This window comes from Lysinibacillus sp. AR18-8, from assembly GCF_001705465.1.
In the GTDB taxonomy this organism is placed as follows: Bacteria; Bacillota; Bacilli; order Bacillales_A; family Planococcaceae; genus Lysinibacillus; species Lysinibacillus capsici.
In genome coordinates this window covers 268,136-287,145 of the sequence record NZ_MDGU01000004.1, presented here as the reverse complement: position 1 = coordinate 287,145, position 19,010 = coordinate 268,136, and the positions used below count along the sequence as shown (strand labels likewise).

General features: G+C 38.2%; 18 protein-coding genes, 1 riboswitch and 1 other annotated feature. Of the genes, 17 read left to right on the top strand and 1 reads right to left on the bottom strand.

Annotated features, from left to right (window positions below; all coding sequences use genetic code 11):
- The first annotated feature begins 180 nt into the window (after positions 1-180).
- The 17 genes from recD2 (at position 181) to BFM98_RS02795 (ending at position 18,103) form a co-directional block, all read left to right on the top strand.
- On the top strand, positions 181-2,613 hold the full coding sequence (recD2, locus tag BFM98_RS02875; protein ID WP_066036482.1) for an SF1B family DNA helicase RecD2: 2,433 nt from the start codon (positions 181-183) through the stop codon (positions 2,611-2,613).
- A 123-nt stretch (positions 2,614-2,736) separates the two neighbouring features.
- On the top strand, positions 2,737-4,170 hold the full coding sequence (gene hpaB, locus BFM98_RS02870; RefSeq protein WP_066036481.1) for a 4-hydroxyphenylacetate 3-monooxygenase, oxygenase component: 1,434 nt from the start codon (positions 2,737-2,739) through the stop codon (positions 4,168-4,170).
- Between the two features lie 57 nt (positions 4,171-4,227).
- Positions 4,228-4,393, top strand: a riboswitch (M-box (ykoK) riboswitch).
- Positions 4,394-4,638: 245 nt separating this feature from the next.
- Positions 4,639-5,604: a magnesium/cobalt transporter CorA gene (corA, locus tag BFM98_RS02865; protein ID WP_066036480.1), complete on the top strand. Its 966-nt coding sequence runs from the start codon at positions 4,639-4,641 to the stop codon at positions 5,602-5,604.
- Between the two features lie 68 nt (positions 5,605-5,672).
- Positions 5,673-5,888: a binding site (T-box leader), on the top strand.
- An 87-nt stretch (positions 5,889-5,975) separates the two neighbouring features.
- Complete coding sequence (alaS, locus tag BFM98_RS02860) at positions 5,976-8,636, top strand: alanine--tRNA ligase (RefSeq protein ID WP_066036479.1); 2,661 nt, start codon at positions 5,976-5,978, stop codon at positions 8,634-8,636.
- An 88-nt stretch (positions 8,637-8,724) separates the two neighbouring features.
- Positions 8,725-8,991 (top strand): IreB family regulatory phosphoprotein, encoded by a 267-nt coding sequence (locus BFM98_RS02855; RefSeq protein WP_004226839.1) that lies wholly within the window; start codon positions 8,725-8,727, stop codon positions 8,989-8,991.
- A gap of 2 nt (positions 8,992-8,993) precedes the next feature.
- The gene (gene ruvX, locus BFM98_RS02850; protein ID WP_004226840.1) at positions 8,994-9,410 is read left to right on the top strand and encodes a Holliday junction resolvase RuvX; all 417 of its coding nucleotides are present in this window, start codon (positions 8,994-8,996) and stop codon (positions 9,408-9,410) included.
- An 18-nt stretch (positions 9,411-9,428) separates the two neighbouring features.
- Positions 9,429-9,737, top strand: coding sequence for a DUF1292 domain-containing protein (locus BFM98_RS02845; RefSeq protein ID WP_004226842.1), 309 nt, complete (start codon positions 9,429-9,431; stop codon positions 9,735-9,737).
- Positions 9,738-10,081: 344 nt separating this feature from the next.
- Positions 10,082-10,609 (top strand): DUF1292 domain-containing protein, encoded by a 528-nt coding sequence (locus BFM98_RS02840; RefSeq protein WP_066036478.1) that lies wholly within the window; start codon positions 10,082-10,084, stop codon positions 10,607-10,609.
- A gap of 149 nt (positions 10,610-10,758) precedes the next feature.
- Positions 10,759-11,886: an endolytic transglycosylase MltG gene (gene mltG, locus BFM98_RS02835; protein ID WP_048392143.1), complete on the top strand. Its 1,128-nt coding sequence runs from the start codon at positions 10,759-10,761 to the stop codon at positions 11,884-11,886.
- 286 nt (positions 11,887-12,172) lie between these two features.
- Positions 12,173-12,805 carry an O-methyltransferase gene (locus tag BFM98_RS02830; RefSeq protein ID WP_054550064.1) on the top strand — a complete coding sequence of 211 codons (633 nt, stop codon included), beginning with the start codon at positions 12,173-12,175 and terminating at the stop codon, positions 12,803-12,805.
- 5 nt (positions 12,806-12,810) lie between these two features.
- Entirely contained in the window at positions 12,811-13,743 is a 933-nt protein-coding gene (locus BFM98_RS02825) for a peptidase U32 family protein (protein WP_066036477.1), read from the top strand.
- A gap of 14 nt (positions 13,744-13,757) precedes the next feature.
- Positions 13,758-15,038, top strand: coding sequence for a peptidase U32 family protein (locus BFM98_RS02820; RefSeq protein ID WP_054550066.1), 1,281 nt, complete (start codon positions 13,758-13,760; stop codon positions 15,036-15,038).
- Positions 15,038-15,676 carry a uridine kinase gene (gene udk, locus BFM98_RS02815; RefSeq protein WP_004226858.1) on the top strand — a complete coding sequence of 213 codons (639 nt, stop codon included), beginning with the start codon at positions 15,038-15,040 and terminating at the stop codon, positions 15,674-15,676. The genes BFM98_RS02820 and udk overlap by 1 nt, the downstream gene beginning before the upstream one ends.
- Before the next feature lie 175 nt (positions 15,677-15,851).
- Positions 15,852-16,340, top strand: coding sequence for a transcription elongation factor GreA (gene greA, locus BFM98_RS02810; RefSeq protein ID WP_016994160.1), 489 nt, complete (start codon positions 15,852-15,854; stop codon positions 16,338-16,340).
- A 143-nt stretch (positions 16,341-16,483) separates the two neighbouring features.
- Positions 16,484-17,143, top strand: coding sequence for a YrrS family protein (locus BFM98_RS02805; RefSeq protein WP_048392147.1), 660 nt, complete (start codon positions 16,484-16,486; stop codon positions 17,141-17,143).
- 60 nt (positions 17,144-17,203) lie between these two features.
- The gene (mtnN, locus tag BFM98_RS02800) at positions 17,204-17,896 is read left to right on the top strand and encodes a 5'-methylthioadenosine/S-adenosylhomocysteine nucleosidase (RefSeq protein WP_054550067.1); all 693 of its coding nucleotides are present in this window, start codon (positions 17,204-17,206) and stop codon (positions 17,894-17,896) included.
- A 51-nt stretch (positions 17,897-17,947) separates the two neighbouring features.
- Positions 17,948-18,103 (top strand): hypothetical protein, encoded by a 156-nt coding sequence (locus BFM98_RS02795; protein ID WP_026023469.1) that lies wholly within the window; start codon positions 17,948-17,950, stop codon positions 18,101-18,103.
- A 123-nt stretch (positions 18,104-18,226) separates the two neighbouring features.
- On the opposite strand, the gene sigK is transcribed toward BFM98_RS02795, so the two are convergent.
- Entirely contained in the window at positions 18,227-18,934 is a 708-nt protein-coding gene (gene sigK, locus BFM98_RS02790) for an RNA polymerase sporulation sigma factor SigK (RefSeq protein ID WP_004226867.1), read from the bottom strand.
- Positions 18,935-19,010 lie beyond the last annotated feature (76 nt).

Below are 19,010 nucleotides of genomic sequence, written 5' to 3'. Positions count from 1 at the left end.
AATCCTTCCGTGCAACTAATTCATATTAATCATAGCATGGAACGGAGGATAAAGGCAGAGAATTGTCATTTGTCAAAATAATTTAATAATAACAAAGTGGATATATTTTTGTCTGCGATATTTTCATGTGGCTATGGTAAAATAAAAAGATTGAAAACTATAAGAAAGGACGGACCGAACATGACAGATCATTTAGATTTATTTGAACTCAATAAATTTTTTATACTCGGACGTCCGATCGTCTCTATCTTTCATAATGCGCAAAATATGTATTCGATTGTACGTGTGAAAATTCAAGAGACGAATTTGCAATATGAAGATAAAGAGATTATTGTTGTTGGTTATTTTCCCCCACTACAAATGGATGAACAATATCGATTTACTGGTATTTTAAAACAGCATCCTAAATACGGTGCTCAATTTCAAATTGAGACATTTACAAAAGAGGTACCTGCAACTGAGCAAGGAATTATTCATTATTTATCTAGTGACCTCTTCGTAGGGATCGGGAAAAAAACAGCTGAAACGATTGTTGAAAAACTAGGTGCTAATGCACTCCGTGTTATTTTAGAAGATCCTAGTGCCCTCGATGCTGTTCCGCGTCTATCCGCTGAAAAAAAAGAAGTCATTCACCGCACTATTGAGCAAAACTTAGGCTTAGAGCGGGTCATGATTCAATTGAATGAGTGGGGATTTGGTCCACAGCTTGGGATGAAGATTTATCAAACCTATCGAACAGAAGCCATTGAATTACTGACAGAAAATCCATACCGCTTGATTGAAGATGTGGAAGGGGTGGGTTTCTTTCGAGCCGACGAGCTAGGTGCGAAATTAGGTATAACTGGTAAACATCCTGATCGTGTCAAAGCAGCGATTTTACATATTTTAAATACAGCAGCTTTATCGGATGGACATGTTTATCTAGATGCAGAACAGGTTTTACCGCTCGTTAAGGAAATGCTTGAACAAAGCCAACGACAGGAGATACCATTCGAGGATATATCTCAAGCCTGTATCGGACTCCGTGAAGAAGGCAAAATTTGTGGTGAAGAGACAAGGTTATATTTGCCATCTCTCTATTTTTCGGAGGTAGGGATTGCATCGAAAATCTTATCGCTTATCGAGCGGAATAATAAGGCTGAACATTTTAGTAAAGATGAAATTCGAAAAGCCATTGGAGAAACAGAGGAGCTACTCAATGTTACCTATGCAGAAACACAAGCGAATGCCATCGAACAGGCTTTAAATTCAGCTGTTATGATTTTAACGGGTGGTCCTGGTACGGGGAAAACCACTGTTGTACGGGGAGTCGTAGAAGTTTATGCAAAGCTTCATGGGCTATCCTTAAATCCAAAAGAGTATGCTCAAAAAGAGGAGCCTTTTCCGATTATTCTTTGTGCGCCGACTGGACGTGCTGCTAAACGATTAGCCGAATCAACAGAGCTTCCTGCGATGACCATCCATCGACTGCTCGGTTTTACAGGGCAAGAAAAAGAGGAAGAAACAGAGCGGGAAGTAACAGGTAAGCTGATTATCGTGGATGAAATGTCAATGGTTGATACATGGCTTGCCCATCAATTATTAAAAGCTTTACATGAAGATGTTCAAGTTGTCTTTGTTGGAGATCAGGATCAGCTTCCACCAGTAGGTCCAGGACAGGTGTTAAAGGATTTATTAGCATCCAAGCAGCTACCAACTGTCGAGCTAACAGATGTTTATCGACAAGCAGAAGGCTCAACGATTATTGAACTTGCGCATCAAATAAAAAAAGGAACGATTCCACAAGAGTTAACAGCTAAAACCTCTGATCGTTCGTTTATTAAGGCTTCAGCAGACCAAGTTGCCAACGTTGTAACTCAAGTTGTCAAAAGTGCTGTCGCAAAGGGCCAGGAAATCCGTAATATTCAAGTGTTGGCGCCCATGTACAAAGGACCAGCTGGTATAGATAATTTAAATAAAATGATTCAAGAGCTTATTAACCCAAATGATACTGGCACACGAAAAGAGCTAGTCTTTGGGGATGTCACCTATCGAATAAAGGATAAAGTTCTTCAGCTTGTCAATCAACCTGAAAGCAATGTCTTTAATGGAGATATGGGTGAGGTCATTAGTATTATTAAGGCGAAAGAGACGATCGAAAAACAAGATTTACTGATCGTATCCTTTGATGGCATTGAAGTGACCTATCAACGAAGCGACCTCAATCAATTGACACTAGCTTATTGTTGCTCCATCCATAAATCACAGGGCTCTGAGTTTCAAACGGTCATTATGCCAGTGGTTAGAGGGTATTCCAAAATGTTACGGCGTAATCTTTTATACACAGGTATTACACGTGCTAAAAACTTTTTGATTTTATGTGGTGAACCAGATGTGCTTGCGGATGGTTTACAACGTACAGATGACCTTCAGCGTTTCACCTCTTTACGTGCAAGACTTAACCCAATGGAAATTGAGGAAGAACTTGTGGAAGTCGAGGCAGTGCCAGTAGATAATGAAGGGATGCAGGAGCCTGTTTCCGTTGAACAAAAGCTAACAGTAGAAACAGCCCCTTATATTCATCCAATGATTGGTATGAATGATGTCTCTCCATATGATTTTTTGGATGACTAAAATATATATTCCCGATTAGACTGTCTAATCGGGTTTTTCTAATTGATGTATCGTCACCTAATATTTGGACATTTCATATACTAGATGAGTACAAAAACATAGGGAATGTATAGGGGTGACAGCATGCCAATAATGACAGGGCAACAGTATATTGAACGAATTGATGCTTTAAAAACGTATATTTCGATAGATGGGAAAGTCGTGACAGGAAAGGTGTCAGAACATCCTGCCTTTAAAGGAATTATCCAGAGTCAAGCGAAACTTTTTGATTTACAACATCAAGAGGCACTTCTTGAAAAAATGACCTATGAATCGCCAACTAGTAAACAGAAAGTTGGCATGTCATTTCTTCAAGTATTGACGCCAGAAGATCTTGTGAAGAGGCGCCAAGCGGCAAGGGAATGGGCATTATCTTCTCAAGGCTTTATGGGAAGAAGCCCTGATTATATGAATACAACATTAATGGCCCTTGCATCAGCGTCAGATTTTTTAAAAGAGAAGCCAAATTGTTTCCCAGAGCATTTGCTAAAGTTCTATGAGTATGCTCGCGAGAATGATATTACGATAACACATACCTTTATCGAACCACAGGTAAATCGCAAGCGCTTTTACTATGAGGATGAAGAAGTAACCATTGCAGCTAAAATCATTGGGAAAACAAGTGAGGGCTTAGTCATTAAAGGGGCAAGATTACTAGCGACACAGGGTGGCATAACAGATGAGCTTCTTGTTTTATCAACAAATGGCTATGATGAAGGAAAAGGTTTCGGGTTTTCTATTCCAAGTAACACGAAAGGCTTAAAGTTTTTATGTCGGCAATCATTTGTAGGCGGAGATTCTACCTTTGATTATCCGTTAAGTGCACGTTTTGAAGAAATGGATGCAATCGTTGTGTTTGATGATGTAGTTGTCCCGTGGGAACGGGTATTTTATTACGAAAATGTTGAAGTGGCCAATCAATTTATGAATGTTAGTGGCTTCCAAGCGTATACTTTGCATCATGTGCTGTCACGTCAAATTGCTAAGACGGAATTCATCCTAGGGGTTGTACAAATGATTGTGGATTCCATAAATATTGGGGATTACCAACATGTCCATCAAAAAGTGGTAGATGTCATCGTAGCATTAGAAACGATGAAAGCATTGCAATTAAAATCAGAAATTGAGGCACAAAGGGATTCCTTTGGCTTTATCAGACCAGACCAATCCACATTACAGGTCGCTATTCATATCTTCCCGAAAGTATATCCTACCTTTACAGATATCATACAGCAACTGGGAGCAAGTGGATTAATGTCCATACCGAGTGCAAAAGCTTTTGCAACGGATGATGGGGATCTTGATCATTATCTGCAATCATTTCAAGACAAAGGGGAAGAGCGAGTAAAGAAATTCCGTTTAGCTTGGGACTTAACGATGAGTAGTTTTGGCACAAGACAGACATTGTATGAACGCTTTTTCTTTGGTGATCCTGTACGTTTATCTAGCCTGCTCTATCAATCTTATCAACGAGAGCATTTAGTGCAAAGAGTGGAAGACTTTTTGAAAAATGATTGATAGAAAGTTTGACAGTTGTGAAACTATCCGTTATCATTTACAGGAATAAAAAAATAAGACTCCCTTCGTTAGGTGAGGCTCCTATGCTGGAGATACGCTACTACCCAAAAATGTCGAGAGACGCCAATGGGTCAACAGAAATCATCGAAATAAGGTGTTTTTTAACGTAGCTGGACATATTCCTATGCCGCATAGTGCTAAAACTCAACGTTTGAAGGTAACAAGCATGCAATGTATTTTATTGCTATTTTTTGATATGTGTATTCAACACGCCTTCATTCGTAGAAGGCGTGTTTTTGTTATGGAAGGAAGGTGATGAGAAATGGATAGTAGTCCTGAACCGAATAAGTATCATTTAGGCAAACGGAAACACATAAAAAGTCATCGATTTCTGATCACCGATGCAGACAAAGGGTGATTAAGGATGACCTTTTGTTTCCCTCAATAACAAACACGAGGTGAAATGCAATGATTAAAATCCACTATTATAATAGCAGCAGCAAGACAGTCCAACATGATTTCAATATGATTGATTTACAACTCCCTATTCATAACGAAGATTTATTATGGGTAGATTTATATGCCTATAGTTATAATGAATTGAATAATATAGCTGATGTATTTGGCTTTCATCCACTAGCAGTTGAAGATTGCTTACATGAAGGCTCACGTCCAAAAATGGATAGTTATGGTGATTATAAATTTTTTGTGCTCCATGCACCAATTTATAATGAGAAAAGTAACAATGAAATTACAACCGTTGAGTTAAATATTTTTATGGGACCAAACTATATTGTGACTGTGCATAAACAAAAGTTGCAATGGCTAGGAAAAATGGAAAATGTTTGTGTCAATAGCCCAAGATTTTTGGAAAAGGGTACTGATTTTTTATTGCATACAATTATTGACGGTATTACAGACGAATACTTCCCAGTATTAGAACGAATTCGCGCACGTATAGATGAACTAGAAGAAGAAATTTATGATTATCAACCAAAAGTGGTGACAGAGGAATTTCTTGCATTGAAGCGGACAATTATTTTAATTCGTCAGGCCATTATGCCACAAAGAAGAATTTTTTCTACAATCAATGGCCAGTGGAAATTTGATATTCAAGAAGAAAATATTCCATTCTATAAAGATTTGAATGACCATCTAGAGCGTATTGTCGACTCCACAGAGACATATCGCGATTTAGTGAACAGCACGCTTGATACGTATTTTTCAATTATCAGTGGGAAATCCATTGAGAAGCTGAATTTATTAACGGTCATTTCGACAATTATGTTACCACTATCAGTAATTACTAGTTTTTTTGGAATGAATGTACCTTTACCTTATCAAGATACCCCTTATACAACTATAGCAATTAGCGCCTTCTTAGTTATCTTTACATGGGGTATGTGGATATATTTCAAAAAAATGATTGCTTAGTTAGTGTTAGTCAGACTAGTACTAATTGACAGCGCAATAGATTTTTTTTATAATTTTCGATAGAAAAAGTAAAAACGATGATGGAAAAAGTACGTATTTGTGTGTGCACAAGAAAGGGATTTCTAGGCTGAAAAAATCCTCACAACAGCAAATGCCGAAAGCTACTCCAGAGTGCAGCTAATCCCTGCCGTTCACTGACGTTACAAGTGCTAAAGAGGTAAGTAAGGTTTTTACTTACAACTAGGGTGGTACCGCGAGACTAATGACAAGTCCTCGTCCCTTTTTGGGGATGAGGGCTTTTTTTATTTTCTTCGGTAAATCGCAGGATTCGTATCGTGATTTTACAATATAAAATAGGAGGAATTTATCCAATGAAAGCAGTAGATATTCGCCGTATGTATTTGGAATTTTTTAAAGAAAAGGGGCATCATCATGAGCCATCTGCACCACTTGTGCCAATAAATGATCCATCACTTCTTTGGATCAACTCAGGTGTTGCAACTTTGAAACCATATTTTGATGGCCGTATTATCCCTGATAATCCACGTATTACAAATGCACAAAAATCGATTCGTACCAACGATATTGAAAACGTTGGGAAAACAGCTCGACACCATACATTCTTTGAAATGTTAGGAAACTTCTCTATTGGTGACTACTTTAAAAAAGAAGCAATTCATTATGCTTGGGAGTTTTTAACAGATAAAAAATGGATGGGCTTTGATCCAGCGTTATTATCCATCACGATTCACCCAGAAGACCAGGAAGCATATGATGTTTGGCATCAGGAAATTGGTATTCCAGAAGAACGTTTAATTCGTTTAGAAGGGAACTTCTGGGATATAGGAGAAGGCCCATCTGGTCCGAACTCAGAGATTTTTTATGATCGCGGCGTAGAATACGGCTCAGATGAAAATGACCCTGAAATGTATCCAGGAGGAGAAAATGAGCGTTACCTAGAAATTTGGAACCTTGTGTTCTCTCAATTTAACCATAATCCTGATGGCACTTACACGCCACTACCAAAGCAAAATATTGATACAGGTATGGGCTTAGAGCGTATTGTGTCCGTCGTGCAAAATGTACCAACAAACTTTGATACTGATTTATTTATGCCAATTATTGAAAAAATTGAGGAGTTTGCCAATCGTAAATATAAACGACCTGGCGAAGTAGACTTAAATGAAATCTTTGGCTCAGATGAAGATATTAATACACCATTTAAAGTGATTGCAGACCATATCCGTACAGTAGCATTTGCTATAGGCGATGGTGCCCTGCCTTCAAATGAAGGCCGTGGCTATGTATTACGTCGCTTACTACGTCGTGCCGTTCGCTATGCTAAACAAATTGGTATTGAAAAACCATTTATGTTTGAACTTGTACCAACTGTGGGTAAAATTATGGAAGACTTCTATCCAGAAGTTACAGAGAAATGCGAATTTATTCAACGTGTCATTAAAAATGAAGAAATTCGTTTCCATGAAACATTAGATGGTGGTTTAGCTATCTTTAATGAAGTAGTGGAATCTCAAAAAGCAGCTGGTCATGATTACATCCCAGGAGCAGATGCTTTCCGTTTATATGATACTTATGGTTTCCCAATCGAGCTAACGGAAGAATATGCAGAGGAAGTAGGCATGAAAGTAGATCATGAAGGTTTTGAGGCAGCGATGGAAGAGCAACGTGAACGCGCGCGTGCTGCACGACAAGATGTTGATTCGATGCAAGTACAGAATGAAGTATTAGCAAACTTAACGGTTGCAAGTGAATTTGTTGGCTATGATACGTTAAGTGTTAATACTGAAATCGCTGCAATGATCGTCAATGGTCAAGTTGCGAAAGTCGCTTCGGAAGGTCAGGAAGCATTGGTTATTTTAGCGAAGACACCATTCTACGCTGAAATGGGTGGTCAAATTGCTGATAGTGGTACTATTTCAAATGATAGCTTTACGGCTGTTGTAAAAGATGTTCAAAAAGCACCGAATGGTCAACCGCTTCATACAGTAGTAGTTGAATCTGGAGAAATGCATGTGGAAGATGCAGTGCAAGCAGTGGTCAATCGTGATGACCGCAATTTAATCATTAAAAACCATACGGCAACACATATTATGCAACGTGCATTAAAAGATGTGCTAGGTGATCATGTGAACCAAGCTGGATCATATGTAGGACCTGATCGTTTACGTTTTGATTTCTCTCACTTTGGTCAAGTTACAAAAGAAGAATTACAGCAAATTGAACGTATTGTAAATGAAAAAGTGTGGGATGATATAGAGGTCGTTATTGAAGAAAAAGGTATTGATGAAGCAAAAGCAATGGGTGCTATGGCATTATTCGGTGAAAAATATGGAGATGTTGTACGTGTAGTATCCATCGGAGATTATTCGATTGAGCTATGTGGTGGTATCCATGTTAAACGCTCTTCTGAAATTGGCTTCTTTAAAATTGTTTCAGAGGGTGGTATCGGTGCAGGTACTCGTCGTATTGAAGCTGTTACAGGAAAAGTTGCTTATGAAGCAGTAAAAGAAGAAGAAGCATTATTAAATGATGCAGCAGCATTATTAAAAGCAAATGCTAAAGATATTGTCACAAAAGTACAGGCATTACAAGCAGACTATAAAGAATTACAACGTGAAAACGCAGTATTATCTCAAAAAATCGCCAATGCACAGGCAGGGGCAGTTGTTGATGCCGCTCAAACAATTGGAGATGTGACAGTGCTATCTACAAAAGTGGAAGCGAAGGATAACAATCAACTCCGTCAAATGATGGATGACCTGAAAGCAAAAATGCCAAAAGCAGTCATTGTTCTTGGAGCAGTTGATGGTGAAAAAGTTATGTTATGTGCTGGTGTTTCAAAAGAATTAGTTGGTGGCAATTACCATGCAGGGAATATTGTGAAAATGGTTGCGGAAGCATGTGGTGGTAAAGGTGGCGGTCGTCCAGATATGGCGATGGCAGGTGCAAAAGATGCATCAAAACTTGATGAAGCACTACTTTCTGTGTATGATTATGTTAAATCCATTTAATTAATTCACCAAAACATGTTATAATAAAGAGAAATTGGAGATGAGCTTGTTTGCACATCTCCTTATTTCTGAAAGCGAGGTGCTGGTCATGAGTTCATTTGATCAAACGATGAAATTTAATTTTCCAGAAGAATCAATGGAACAGGAAGTCAAGCAGGTAATGTTGAAAGTTCATTCTTCATTAGAGGAAAAGGGATATAACCCTATCAATCAGATTGTTGGTTACTTACTTTCTGGTGATCCGGCGTATATTCCTCGCCATCAGGATGCTCGTAATTTAATTCGCAAGCTTGAGCGTGACGAAATTCTAGAGGAGCTTGTTAAATTTTATATCAAAAAGAATAACGAGGACTAGAAATGAGAATTATGGGATTAGACGTTGGGTCAAAAACTGTGGGTGTTGCTGTAAGTGATGCACTTGGTTGGACCGCCCAAGGTATTGAAACCGTAAAAATTGATGAAGCTAATGGTGAGTTCGGTATTGACCGTATCGCTGAGCTAGTAAAGGAATATACTATAACAGAATTTGTTGTAGGTTTTCCAAAAAACATGAATAATACGGTTGGACCGCGTGGAGAGGCTTCTGAGAACTATAAAAAGCTATTAGAAGAGCATTTCTCACTACCGGTCAAATTATGGGATGAACGTTTAACGACGATGGCTGCTGAACGTATGCTGATCGAAGCGGACGTGAGTCGCAAAAAGCGCAAGCAGGTCATTGATAAAATGGCAGCTGTGATGATTTTACAAGGCTACTTAGATAGCAAAAATTAATTGATGAGGTGACTATGCATGGCACACGAGCATAACCATGAAGAAGAACTACATGTTCAACACATTACAGTGATTGACGAAAACGGAAACGAGCAGCTTTGTGAAGTGATTCACGTTCATGAATCTCCAGAGTTTGGCAAATCATATGTGTTTTACTCAATGGTAGGCGCAGAGGAAGATGAAGATGGCTCAGTTGAAATCTTTGTATCTTCATTTGTACCATCTGAAAATGGTGAAGATGGTGAATTAACACCAATCGAAACTGAAGCAGAGTGGGATATGGTAGAGGACGTTTTAAACGCTTTAGAGGATGAAAACGAAGACTAATCTTCTAACTCAAAGCTTGGAACAAGGATCGCAGCTTGCAGTCCTTGTTCCTTTTTTATTGAAGCTTTTCTAATGTAGAAGGATTGTTAAATTGAAGAATGAATGCATTGTAGATGTGTGAATTTGATCCACAATTGTAGGGAAACGTTCATAAAGTTTGTGGATTCGCTTAGAAATAGAGTGTAACCGCTCCAAGCCCCACTCCAAACATCGAGAACCTGCTCAAAGGTAGAGAAGAAATGCAGGGAAAACTTGCTCAAAATAGGAGAAGCTATTCTAAAGTGTCTAACCTCAAAAAAACGATTTAATAAATGACATCAAATTGTCATAAAGGAGGAAACAGAATGAATGAAGAAACGCAAGAATTTATGATCATTGGGAAAGATGGTAAGGAACAGCAGTGTCGTGTGGTCTTTACCTTTGATGCGGAGGACAAGTCCTATGTGTTATTTTCCCTTCTAGATGAAACCGGTCAAGAAATTCCAGGAGACATTTCCGCGATGACTTTTGATTATGATGACAATACAGGTGAGATGACAAATTTACAGCCTGTTGAAACAGATGCCGAATGGGAAATGATTAATGAAGTGGTGTTAACATTACTTGATGAATTTGAAGAAGAACCACAGCTAATTACTGTGACAGACGAAGAAGGAAAAGATCAAGTGTGCGAAGTCATTCATACATTTTCATCTGAGCAATTCGGTAAATCGTATGTATTATATGTGCCAGCAACAGATGAACCGATTGATGAGCGTGATATTTTTGCAGCCCAATATATAGCTGGAAATGAAGGCCAGATTGAAGAGTTATACCCGATTGAGTCAGATGAAGAATGGGAATTTGTAGAAGAAGTATTAAACACTTTATAGGATAAACTATTTCTAGAATGCTCAAAAATCTGCTAACGAAAGTTGTTGGCAGATTTTTTACATATGTAATTTCTCCTGAATTGTCGATTTCTGTTTGTCGTGAAAGTTGATTTCTAGTATGATATTGAATAGTGATAGGGGGGAAACCCGTGGATAACGGTTCAAAAAAACAAGAAATGTTTTCAAAAATGCAAGAAAGAAAATCTGAGGTAAAAATGGTGAGAAAAATCGTCGCAATTATTGCCATTGTTTTCGTACTAATAATTGGAGTTGTTGGTTTATTTGGGTACAATTATGTAAAAGGTGCTTTAAAACCATTAGACCCTAATGCAACGAAAACAATTGCAGTAGAAGTACCAATTGGCTCTAGTTTGTCCTCCATTTCAACACTACTAGAGAAAAAAGGTGTCATAAAAGATGCACGTGTTTTTAAATACTATGCAAAATTTAAAAATGAATCACAATTTCAAGCGGGAAATTATGATTTAACACAGGCAATGACATTTGATGAACTCATTGAAAGCTTGAAAACAGGGAAGGTATATCGTAAGCCTGTCTTTACGATGACAGTCCCAGAAGGCTTAACACTTGAACAAATTGGGAAAGTGATTGAAAAGAAAACACCGTACACACAAAAAGAATTTATGGATCTTGTGACGAGTGACACATTTGTTCAGCAAATGATGGCTAATTATCCTGAGCTAGTTACAGAGGCTGTTTTAGCTGACAATATTCGCTATGACTTAGAGGGCTATTTATATCCAGCTACGTATTCTTATTATGAAGAAAAACCATCTTTACAAGCGATTGTAGAAGAGATGATAGCAGCCATGAACAATGTAGTGAAGAACTATAGTGATGTATTAGCTGAAAAACAAATGTCCGTACATCAGCTGTTAACATTTGCGTCATTATTGGAAGAAGAAGCGACTGCTCAAACGGATCGAGAGACTATTGCAAGTGTCTTCTATAATCGAATCAATGAAGGGATGCCACTCCAAACAGACCCAACCGTGCTCTATGCACTGGGTGATCACAAGGATCGTGTTCTATATGAAGATTTAGAAGTGGATAATGCCTATAACACTTACAAAAATAAAGGTCTACCACCTGGTCCAATAGCAGGTGCAGGTAAAACTTCGATTGAGGCATCATTAAATCCAAGTCAAACAGATTATTTCTACTTCCTAGCAGATAAAGAGGGTGTCAACCACTTCTCAAAAACCTATGATGAGCATTTGCAGAAGGTAGAAAAATATTTACGAAAAGAAGAGTAAACGTATAGGAAGAGCAAAAATCATATAGCAAACAGATGGATAGAAGGAAAGAAAAATAGCTTTCCTTCTATTTTCATGCTATTATAAAGTGTGATTTTTGATCAATCCGTTCATTTATGCGGGACAAATATGCGTGGTGGCAATTGTTTGAGCATATCGAAGCAATTGCTCATTTTTGTATGGCAAAGTACCAAGACATCACGTTTGGTCTTTTTCTTTTTGTTGATAAATGATGAAGTACAGACAACGGCAAACGCTCGTTGCCTTTTAAATGAGGGTGGAAACAATGGAATTATCAGATGCATATATACAATCATTTATACAGCCACGTAATGAATTGCTTTTAGAAATGGAAGCATTTGCGGAGGAGCATCACGTACCGATCATGCAGCTGGCAGGTATTGATGCATTAAATCAACTGTTGCGTATTCAAAATCCGTCAAAAATTTTAGAGATAGGTACAGCAATTGGTTACTCTGCTATTCGTATGGCAGAGGCATTGCCTTATGTCCAAATTGTTACAATTGAACGTGATCAAGATCGTGTAGCAAGGGCAAAAGCCTATATTAAACGGTCGACTGTATCCGATCGAATTACGGTCATTGAGGGTGACGCTTTAGAAGTGGATGACGAGGCCATTAACACAACATTCGATGCGGTCTTTATTGATGCTGCGAAGGGACAATACCAACGCTTTTTTGAAAAATATGCACCTTTAGTAAAATCAGGTGGGGTATTGTATATCGATAATATGTACATGCATGGTTTGTCTGATTTAGAGTTGAAGGATGTTCCACGTCGTAAGCGAACAATGATTCGCAATTTAAAAAACTTCACGGATTGGATTATGCAGCACCCAGATTATACAAGTGCTTTTTTACCAGTCGGTGATGGTTTATTACTATGTTTGAAGAGGTGACTACTATGAAAAAACCAGAATTGCTTGTGACACCACAATCATTAGAACATATAAAAGCACTTTTAGTCGCTGGAGCAGATGCTTTTGTTATTGGTGAACAACAATTTGGTCTACGTCTAGCAGGAGAGTTCTCCGTTGAAGAAGTAGAAGAAGCGACAAAGCTTATTCATGAAGCGGGTAAAAAGGTATATGTTGCAGTCAATGCACTTTTCCATAATGAGAAGCTAGAGGCACTTGCTGATTATTTAAATGAAATGCAACGTATCGGTGTGGACCGTTTAATCTACGGTGATCCAGCGGTTCTCATTATTCGCAGAGAGCAAGGTGTTACGATTCCGTTACATTGGAATCCAGAAACGACAGCTACAAACTGGTTTACGGCTAATTACTGGGGGAAACGTGGTGCAACGCGTGCCGTGTTAGCGCGTGAGCTTTCTCTTGATGAAGTATTAGAAATTAAAGAAAATACCGAAATGGAAATTGAAGTACAAGTACATGGCATGACATGTATGTTCCAATCAAAACGCCCATTACTCGGCCATTATTTCTTATATCAAGATAAAGTAATGGCTATTGAAAATCGCCAGGAAAATCGTAATATGTTCCTACATGATGATGAACGAAATAATAAATATCCAATATATGAAGATGTAAATGGTACACATATTTTCAGTCCAAATGATATGTGTATTATTGATGAACTAGGCGAATTATTTGAAGGTGGCATCGATGCTCTGAAAATTGAAGGTGTACTTCAAGCGCCAGACTATGTAGTCGCGGTAACAGAAGCTTATCGAAAAGCGATCGATACGTATTTTGACGAATCAGAAGAGGCATATGAAGAAATAAAAGACGATTTATTAGCAAAAATTGAAGATATTCAACCAGCTATTAGACCATTAGATACGGGCTTTATCTTCAAGGAAACAGTTTACTAGGAGGGGACAATAACATGGCATTAGCGTTAGAGCAAAATGACAAAATCCGTGAGATTGTCAACGGTAAACGTGTCATTACAAAAAAACCAGAGCTACTTGCACCAGCTGGTAGCTTAGAGAAATTAAAAATAGCTGTCCATTACGGAGCAGATGCTGTATTTATCGGTGGGCGAGAGTTTGGTCTACGATCGAATGCGGATAACTTTTCAATTGAAGAGATGCGTGAAGGTGTAGAATTTGCCAATCAATATGGTGCGAAAATATATGTAACAACAAATATTTTTGCCCACAATGAAAATATGGATGGCTTAGAGCGTTATTTAAAGGATATTGAATCAGTGGGCGTAACTGGTATTATTGTAGCAGACCCGCTCATTATTGAAACATGTCGTACAGCAGCACCTAAGCTTGAAATTCACCTTTCTACTCAGCAATCATTGTCCAACTGGAAGGCCGTGCAGTACTGGAAAGAAGAAGGTTTACATCGTGTTGTATTAGCACGTGAAGTGGGCGGAGAAGAAATGAAGCTGATGAAGGAAAAGGTCGACATTGAAATTGAGGCCTTTGTTCATGGAGCAATGTGTATTGCCTACTCTGGTCGTTGCGTTCTTTCTAATCATATGACGGCTCGTGACTCAAACCGAGGGGGATGCTGCCAATCATGCCGTTGGGACTACGATCTATATGAATTAGAAGATGGGGAAGAAAAAGCACTTTTCGATGAGAGTCATGCACCATTTGCGATGAGTCCAAAAGATTTAAAATTAATTGAAGCGATTCCTCATATGATTGAGCTAGGTATCGACTCGTTAAAAGTTGAAGGTCGTATGAAATCCATTCACTATGTAGCGACAGTTGTTTCTGTGTACCGTAAAGTGATTGATGCTTATTGTGCAGATCCTGATAACTTTAAAATTAAACGTGAATGGCTAGAGGAATTAGACAAATGTGCTAACCGTGATACAGCTGAAGCATTCTTCCATGATGCACCTGGCTTTGAGGAGCAGATGTTTGGTGTGCATGGTCGTAAAACAACCTATGAATTTGCTGGACTTATTTTAGAGCATGATCCAGAGACAAAAATAGTGACAATGCAACAGCGTAATTATTTTAAACCTGGTGACGAAGTAGAATTCTTTGGTCCTGAAATTGAGAATTTCCGTTTAACAATGGGTGAAATTTGGGACGAGGATGGCAATAGCCTAGATGCAGCTCGTCATCCATTACAAATTGTAAAATTTAAATGTGATACACCATTGAAGCCGCATAACATGATGCGAAAGGAGAATAACTAATGGCAGTGAAGCGCCCTGTTGTCATCGGAATCGCAGGTGGCTCATGCTCGGGAAAAACGAGTGTGACGCGCGCCATTTATGATGTTTTCCGTGAGCATTCTGTTGTGGTAATTGAACAAGATTTTTATTATAAGGATCAAAGTCATTTAACATTTGAAGAACGTTTAGGAACTAACTATGATCATCCGTTAGCTTTCGATAATGATTTATTAATTGAGCACATAAAAAAGTTGTTAGTGCGTCAACCAATTGAAAAACCTGTGTATGATTACGTCCAGCATACAAGGGCAGAAGAAGTTATACATGTTGAACCAGTAGATGTTATTATACTAGAAGGTATTCTAGTCCTTGAGGATGCTGATTTACGTGATTTAATGGATATTAAATTATTTGTGGATACAGATTCAGATTTACGTATTATTCGCCGTATTATGCGTGATATTAAAGAGCGTGGACGTACAACGGATTCGGTGATTGAGCAGTATTTATCAGCGGTTCGACCGATGCATAATTTATTTATTGAACCAACAAAACGTTATGCTGATATCATTATTCCTGAAGGTGGGGATAATGAGGTGGCGATTGATTTAATGGTAACGAAAATTAAAACTATTCTTGAAACCGACAACGTATTGTAATAAGATAGAGTGGTATTGACAATATTTACATGCATATTTTGAAAAAGCATGCATACTATTAGGTCAAAGCGTAATTTGAAAACGTTTAAAAATAATAAAATTCGATTAAATGCATCTTCCGTGCATTTAGTCGAGTTTTATGTTTTTATATTGAAGAAACAAGGAGTGAAGGACTTTGGCAAATGAAAAACAGTACCCTATGACAGCTGAGGGAAAACGTAAATTAGAAGAAGAATTAGTAAAATTAGAAACTGAAACACGAAAAGAAATCGTTGAACGCATTAAAATAGCACGTGATTTTGGAGATCTTTCTGAAAACGCTGAGTACGATTCTGCTAAAGAAGAACAAGCCTTTTTAGAAGGTCGTATTTCAACATTAAAATCAATGATTCGCAATGCAGTGATTATTTCTGAAGACGAGACAGATAACAGTGTAGTATCACTAGGGAAAACGGTTACATTCGTAGAAATCATCAATGGTAAGCCATCAACAGATGAAGAATCTTATACAATTGTTGGTTCTGCTGAGGCAGATCCTATGGAATTCCGTATTTCGAATGAATCACCGATTGCAAAAGGTCTACTTGGTCGTGCTGAAGGTGAAGAGGTTGTCGTTCAAACACCTGGCGGCGAAATGAAAGTGAAAATTGTCTCAATTAAATAATATGACTATGTACAAGCAGTTAGCCTTTGGCTGACTGCTTGTACCATTTTTAGCGTGAAAACTATGTAGTAAAATAGTGAGTAGAATTATTTTGCAAGTGCTGTCGAACTTGATAGAATATTGCCTAGAGAGGGGGAGACATTATGAGTGAACGACAAACTCGAAGTGGTCGTCATTTGCAGCCATCTCGTAATAAAAAGCTAGATAAACTATTGAATGTTCTAATTGGTGTTGTGGTTGTACTCATTATTATCACAGCAACCTATGTGTTTAAATGGCAAGATGATGCAGATCAAGCAGTGAAAGAAGAACCCGTTCAAGAAGAACAGAGCGGTGATGATGAAAAAGAAGTAGAAAAAGAACCGACGGATGAAGAAAAAGAAGATCTTGCTGTAGAAGAAGATAAACCTTCAGAAGAAGAATCAGAACCTGAGACATCCCAGGAAGAACAAGGCACAGCAGAAGAATCAGCATCAGATAATCCTATTGTTGAGAAGGTCATCACGAATAAAAATTGGCAACCAACACCTACAACTCAAACAGGTCAGCATGTGTCTTCATATGACGACACGTCTGTAGACTGGGCTGAGAAAGTAGCAACAGTATCTACTGTGACAGGTATTGACCAAAGCAATATGATCATCTGGCGTATGCAAAATAATGGTGGTCCTAATTCATCCATTGCAACTGTTTCGACCAATGATAAATCTCAAATGTATCGTGTAAGCATGGAATGGGTTGATAATGAAGGGTGGAAGCCTGTGAAGCTAGAGCAACTAAATACATTAGAAGGCGCCTATTGACGAAAATCACTCTTTTGATTATTTTTAATAGAGTTGATAAAAGAAGGGAAGTAACAGTACATGAAAATTGCAGTAATTGGCGCAATGGAAGAGGAAGTGGAGCTTCTAAGAGCAGCATTAGACGATGCACATAGCACAACGATTGCAGGTAGTGAGTATACAACAGGAACTTTTGAAGGGAAGGAAGTCGTATTATTAAAAAGCGGTATTGGTAAAGTAAATGCTGCTATGTCTACGACAATTCTTTTACATGAGTTTAAACCAGATGTTGTCATTAATACAGGCTCTGCAGGTGGATATGATGAAGCTCTTGAGGTAGGCGCTGTCGTTATTTCTGATGAAGTTCGTCACCACGATGTGGATGTCACAATCTTTGGCTATGAAATTGGACAAATGGCTGGTATGCCAGCAGCATATAAATCAGATGAGAAATTGATGAAGGTAGCTGAGGAGGCTGTAAAGGCAGTTGGAGAGCACCAGTATGGCGTTGGTTTAATTTGCTCTGGGGATGCTTTTATGAATGATCCTGAACGTGTAGAGGCTGTTCGTCACCATTTCCCTCAAATGAAAGCTGTAGAGATGGAAGCGGCTGCAGTTGCACAAGTTTGTTATCAATTTGCTACACCTTTTGTAGTCATTCGTGCATTATCAGATATTGCAGGTAAAGAATCGAATATTAGCTTTGATGAATTTTTACCAGTTGCTGCAAAACATTCGACACAAGTCGTATTAAAAGCAATTTCCTCACTATAAACTACACAGAATGGTCAAAATGTGTGGTTTATTCTGTGAGAAAAATCACAGTTGATACAAAAAACAAATGCTACACTGACATTAATAAATCTCTTCATAATAGAATGGGAGGCATTCATGATGTTATTTTTAACAGCAGGTGTAGTCATTATTACAACTTTAATAGGTACGTTGATTTCAGCAGAACTCTCTGAATCAGCACACTAGTATGACGGGAAAGCTCCTTTGCGACATAGTCATGTCGCAAAGGAGTTTTTTATATGCCATGAAATAGGCATATTCTTCTGCCATTGAAGGATTGAATTTTTTTCATAACCATTTTACAATATATTATTCAATAGTTTTTTGGTCTCGTTTATATAGTTGATAGAGTTTAATAAGTGCCCGTTTTTCAATGCGAGATACATAGCTACGTGAAATATTTAAGCGTGCTGCAATTTCCTTTTGCGTAAGTGCATCCTGTTGATTTAAGCCATAACGGAGTGTCACAATTTCGAGCTCACGTTCATCGAGCATATGCAAATAGTGGTATAGTTGTGCTACATGCTCTTTATGCTCTAGCTTCTCTGTGGCACTTTCTTCATCACACTGAAGTAAATCGCGAATTTGCAGTGCGTTCCCATCTTTATCAGTTCCAATCGGCTCAAATAGCGAAACGTCTTTTTGCACTTTCTTTTGGGTGCGTAGATGCATTAAAATCTCATTTTCAATGCAACGAGCTGCATATGTGGCAAGTCTAGTTTTTTTATCAGGGGTATAGCTCTCAACGGCTTTCATTAGTCCAATTGTTCCAATAGAAATATAATCATCGAGTTGCTCATGTTTTGGATGGAATTTTTTAACGACATGTGCGACAAGCCTCATATTACGTTCTATTAGATCAAGACGCGCCTGCTCATCGCCACCTAAAAATCGTTCAATACAAGCAGCTTCCTCTTCTTTTGAAAAGGGTTTATGGAATGTTTGCCCCTTTAAATAGCCAAGCAACGCAGGGATTTCAAGCCATAACTGCAACATCGATGTAAAAATTCCGCTCATTGAATGATTTCATCCTTTCCCCATTTTTCGACAGTATATGTTTAAAAGCCGTGGGAAATGAAAAAAGTGCAACAGC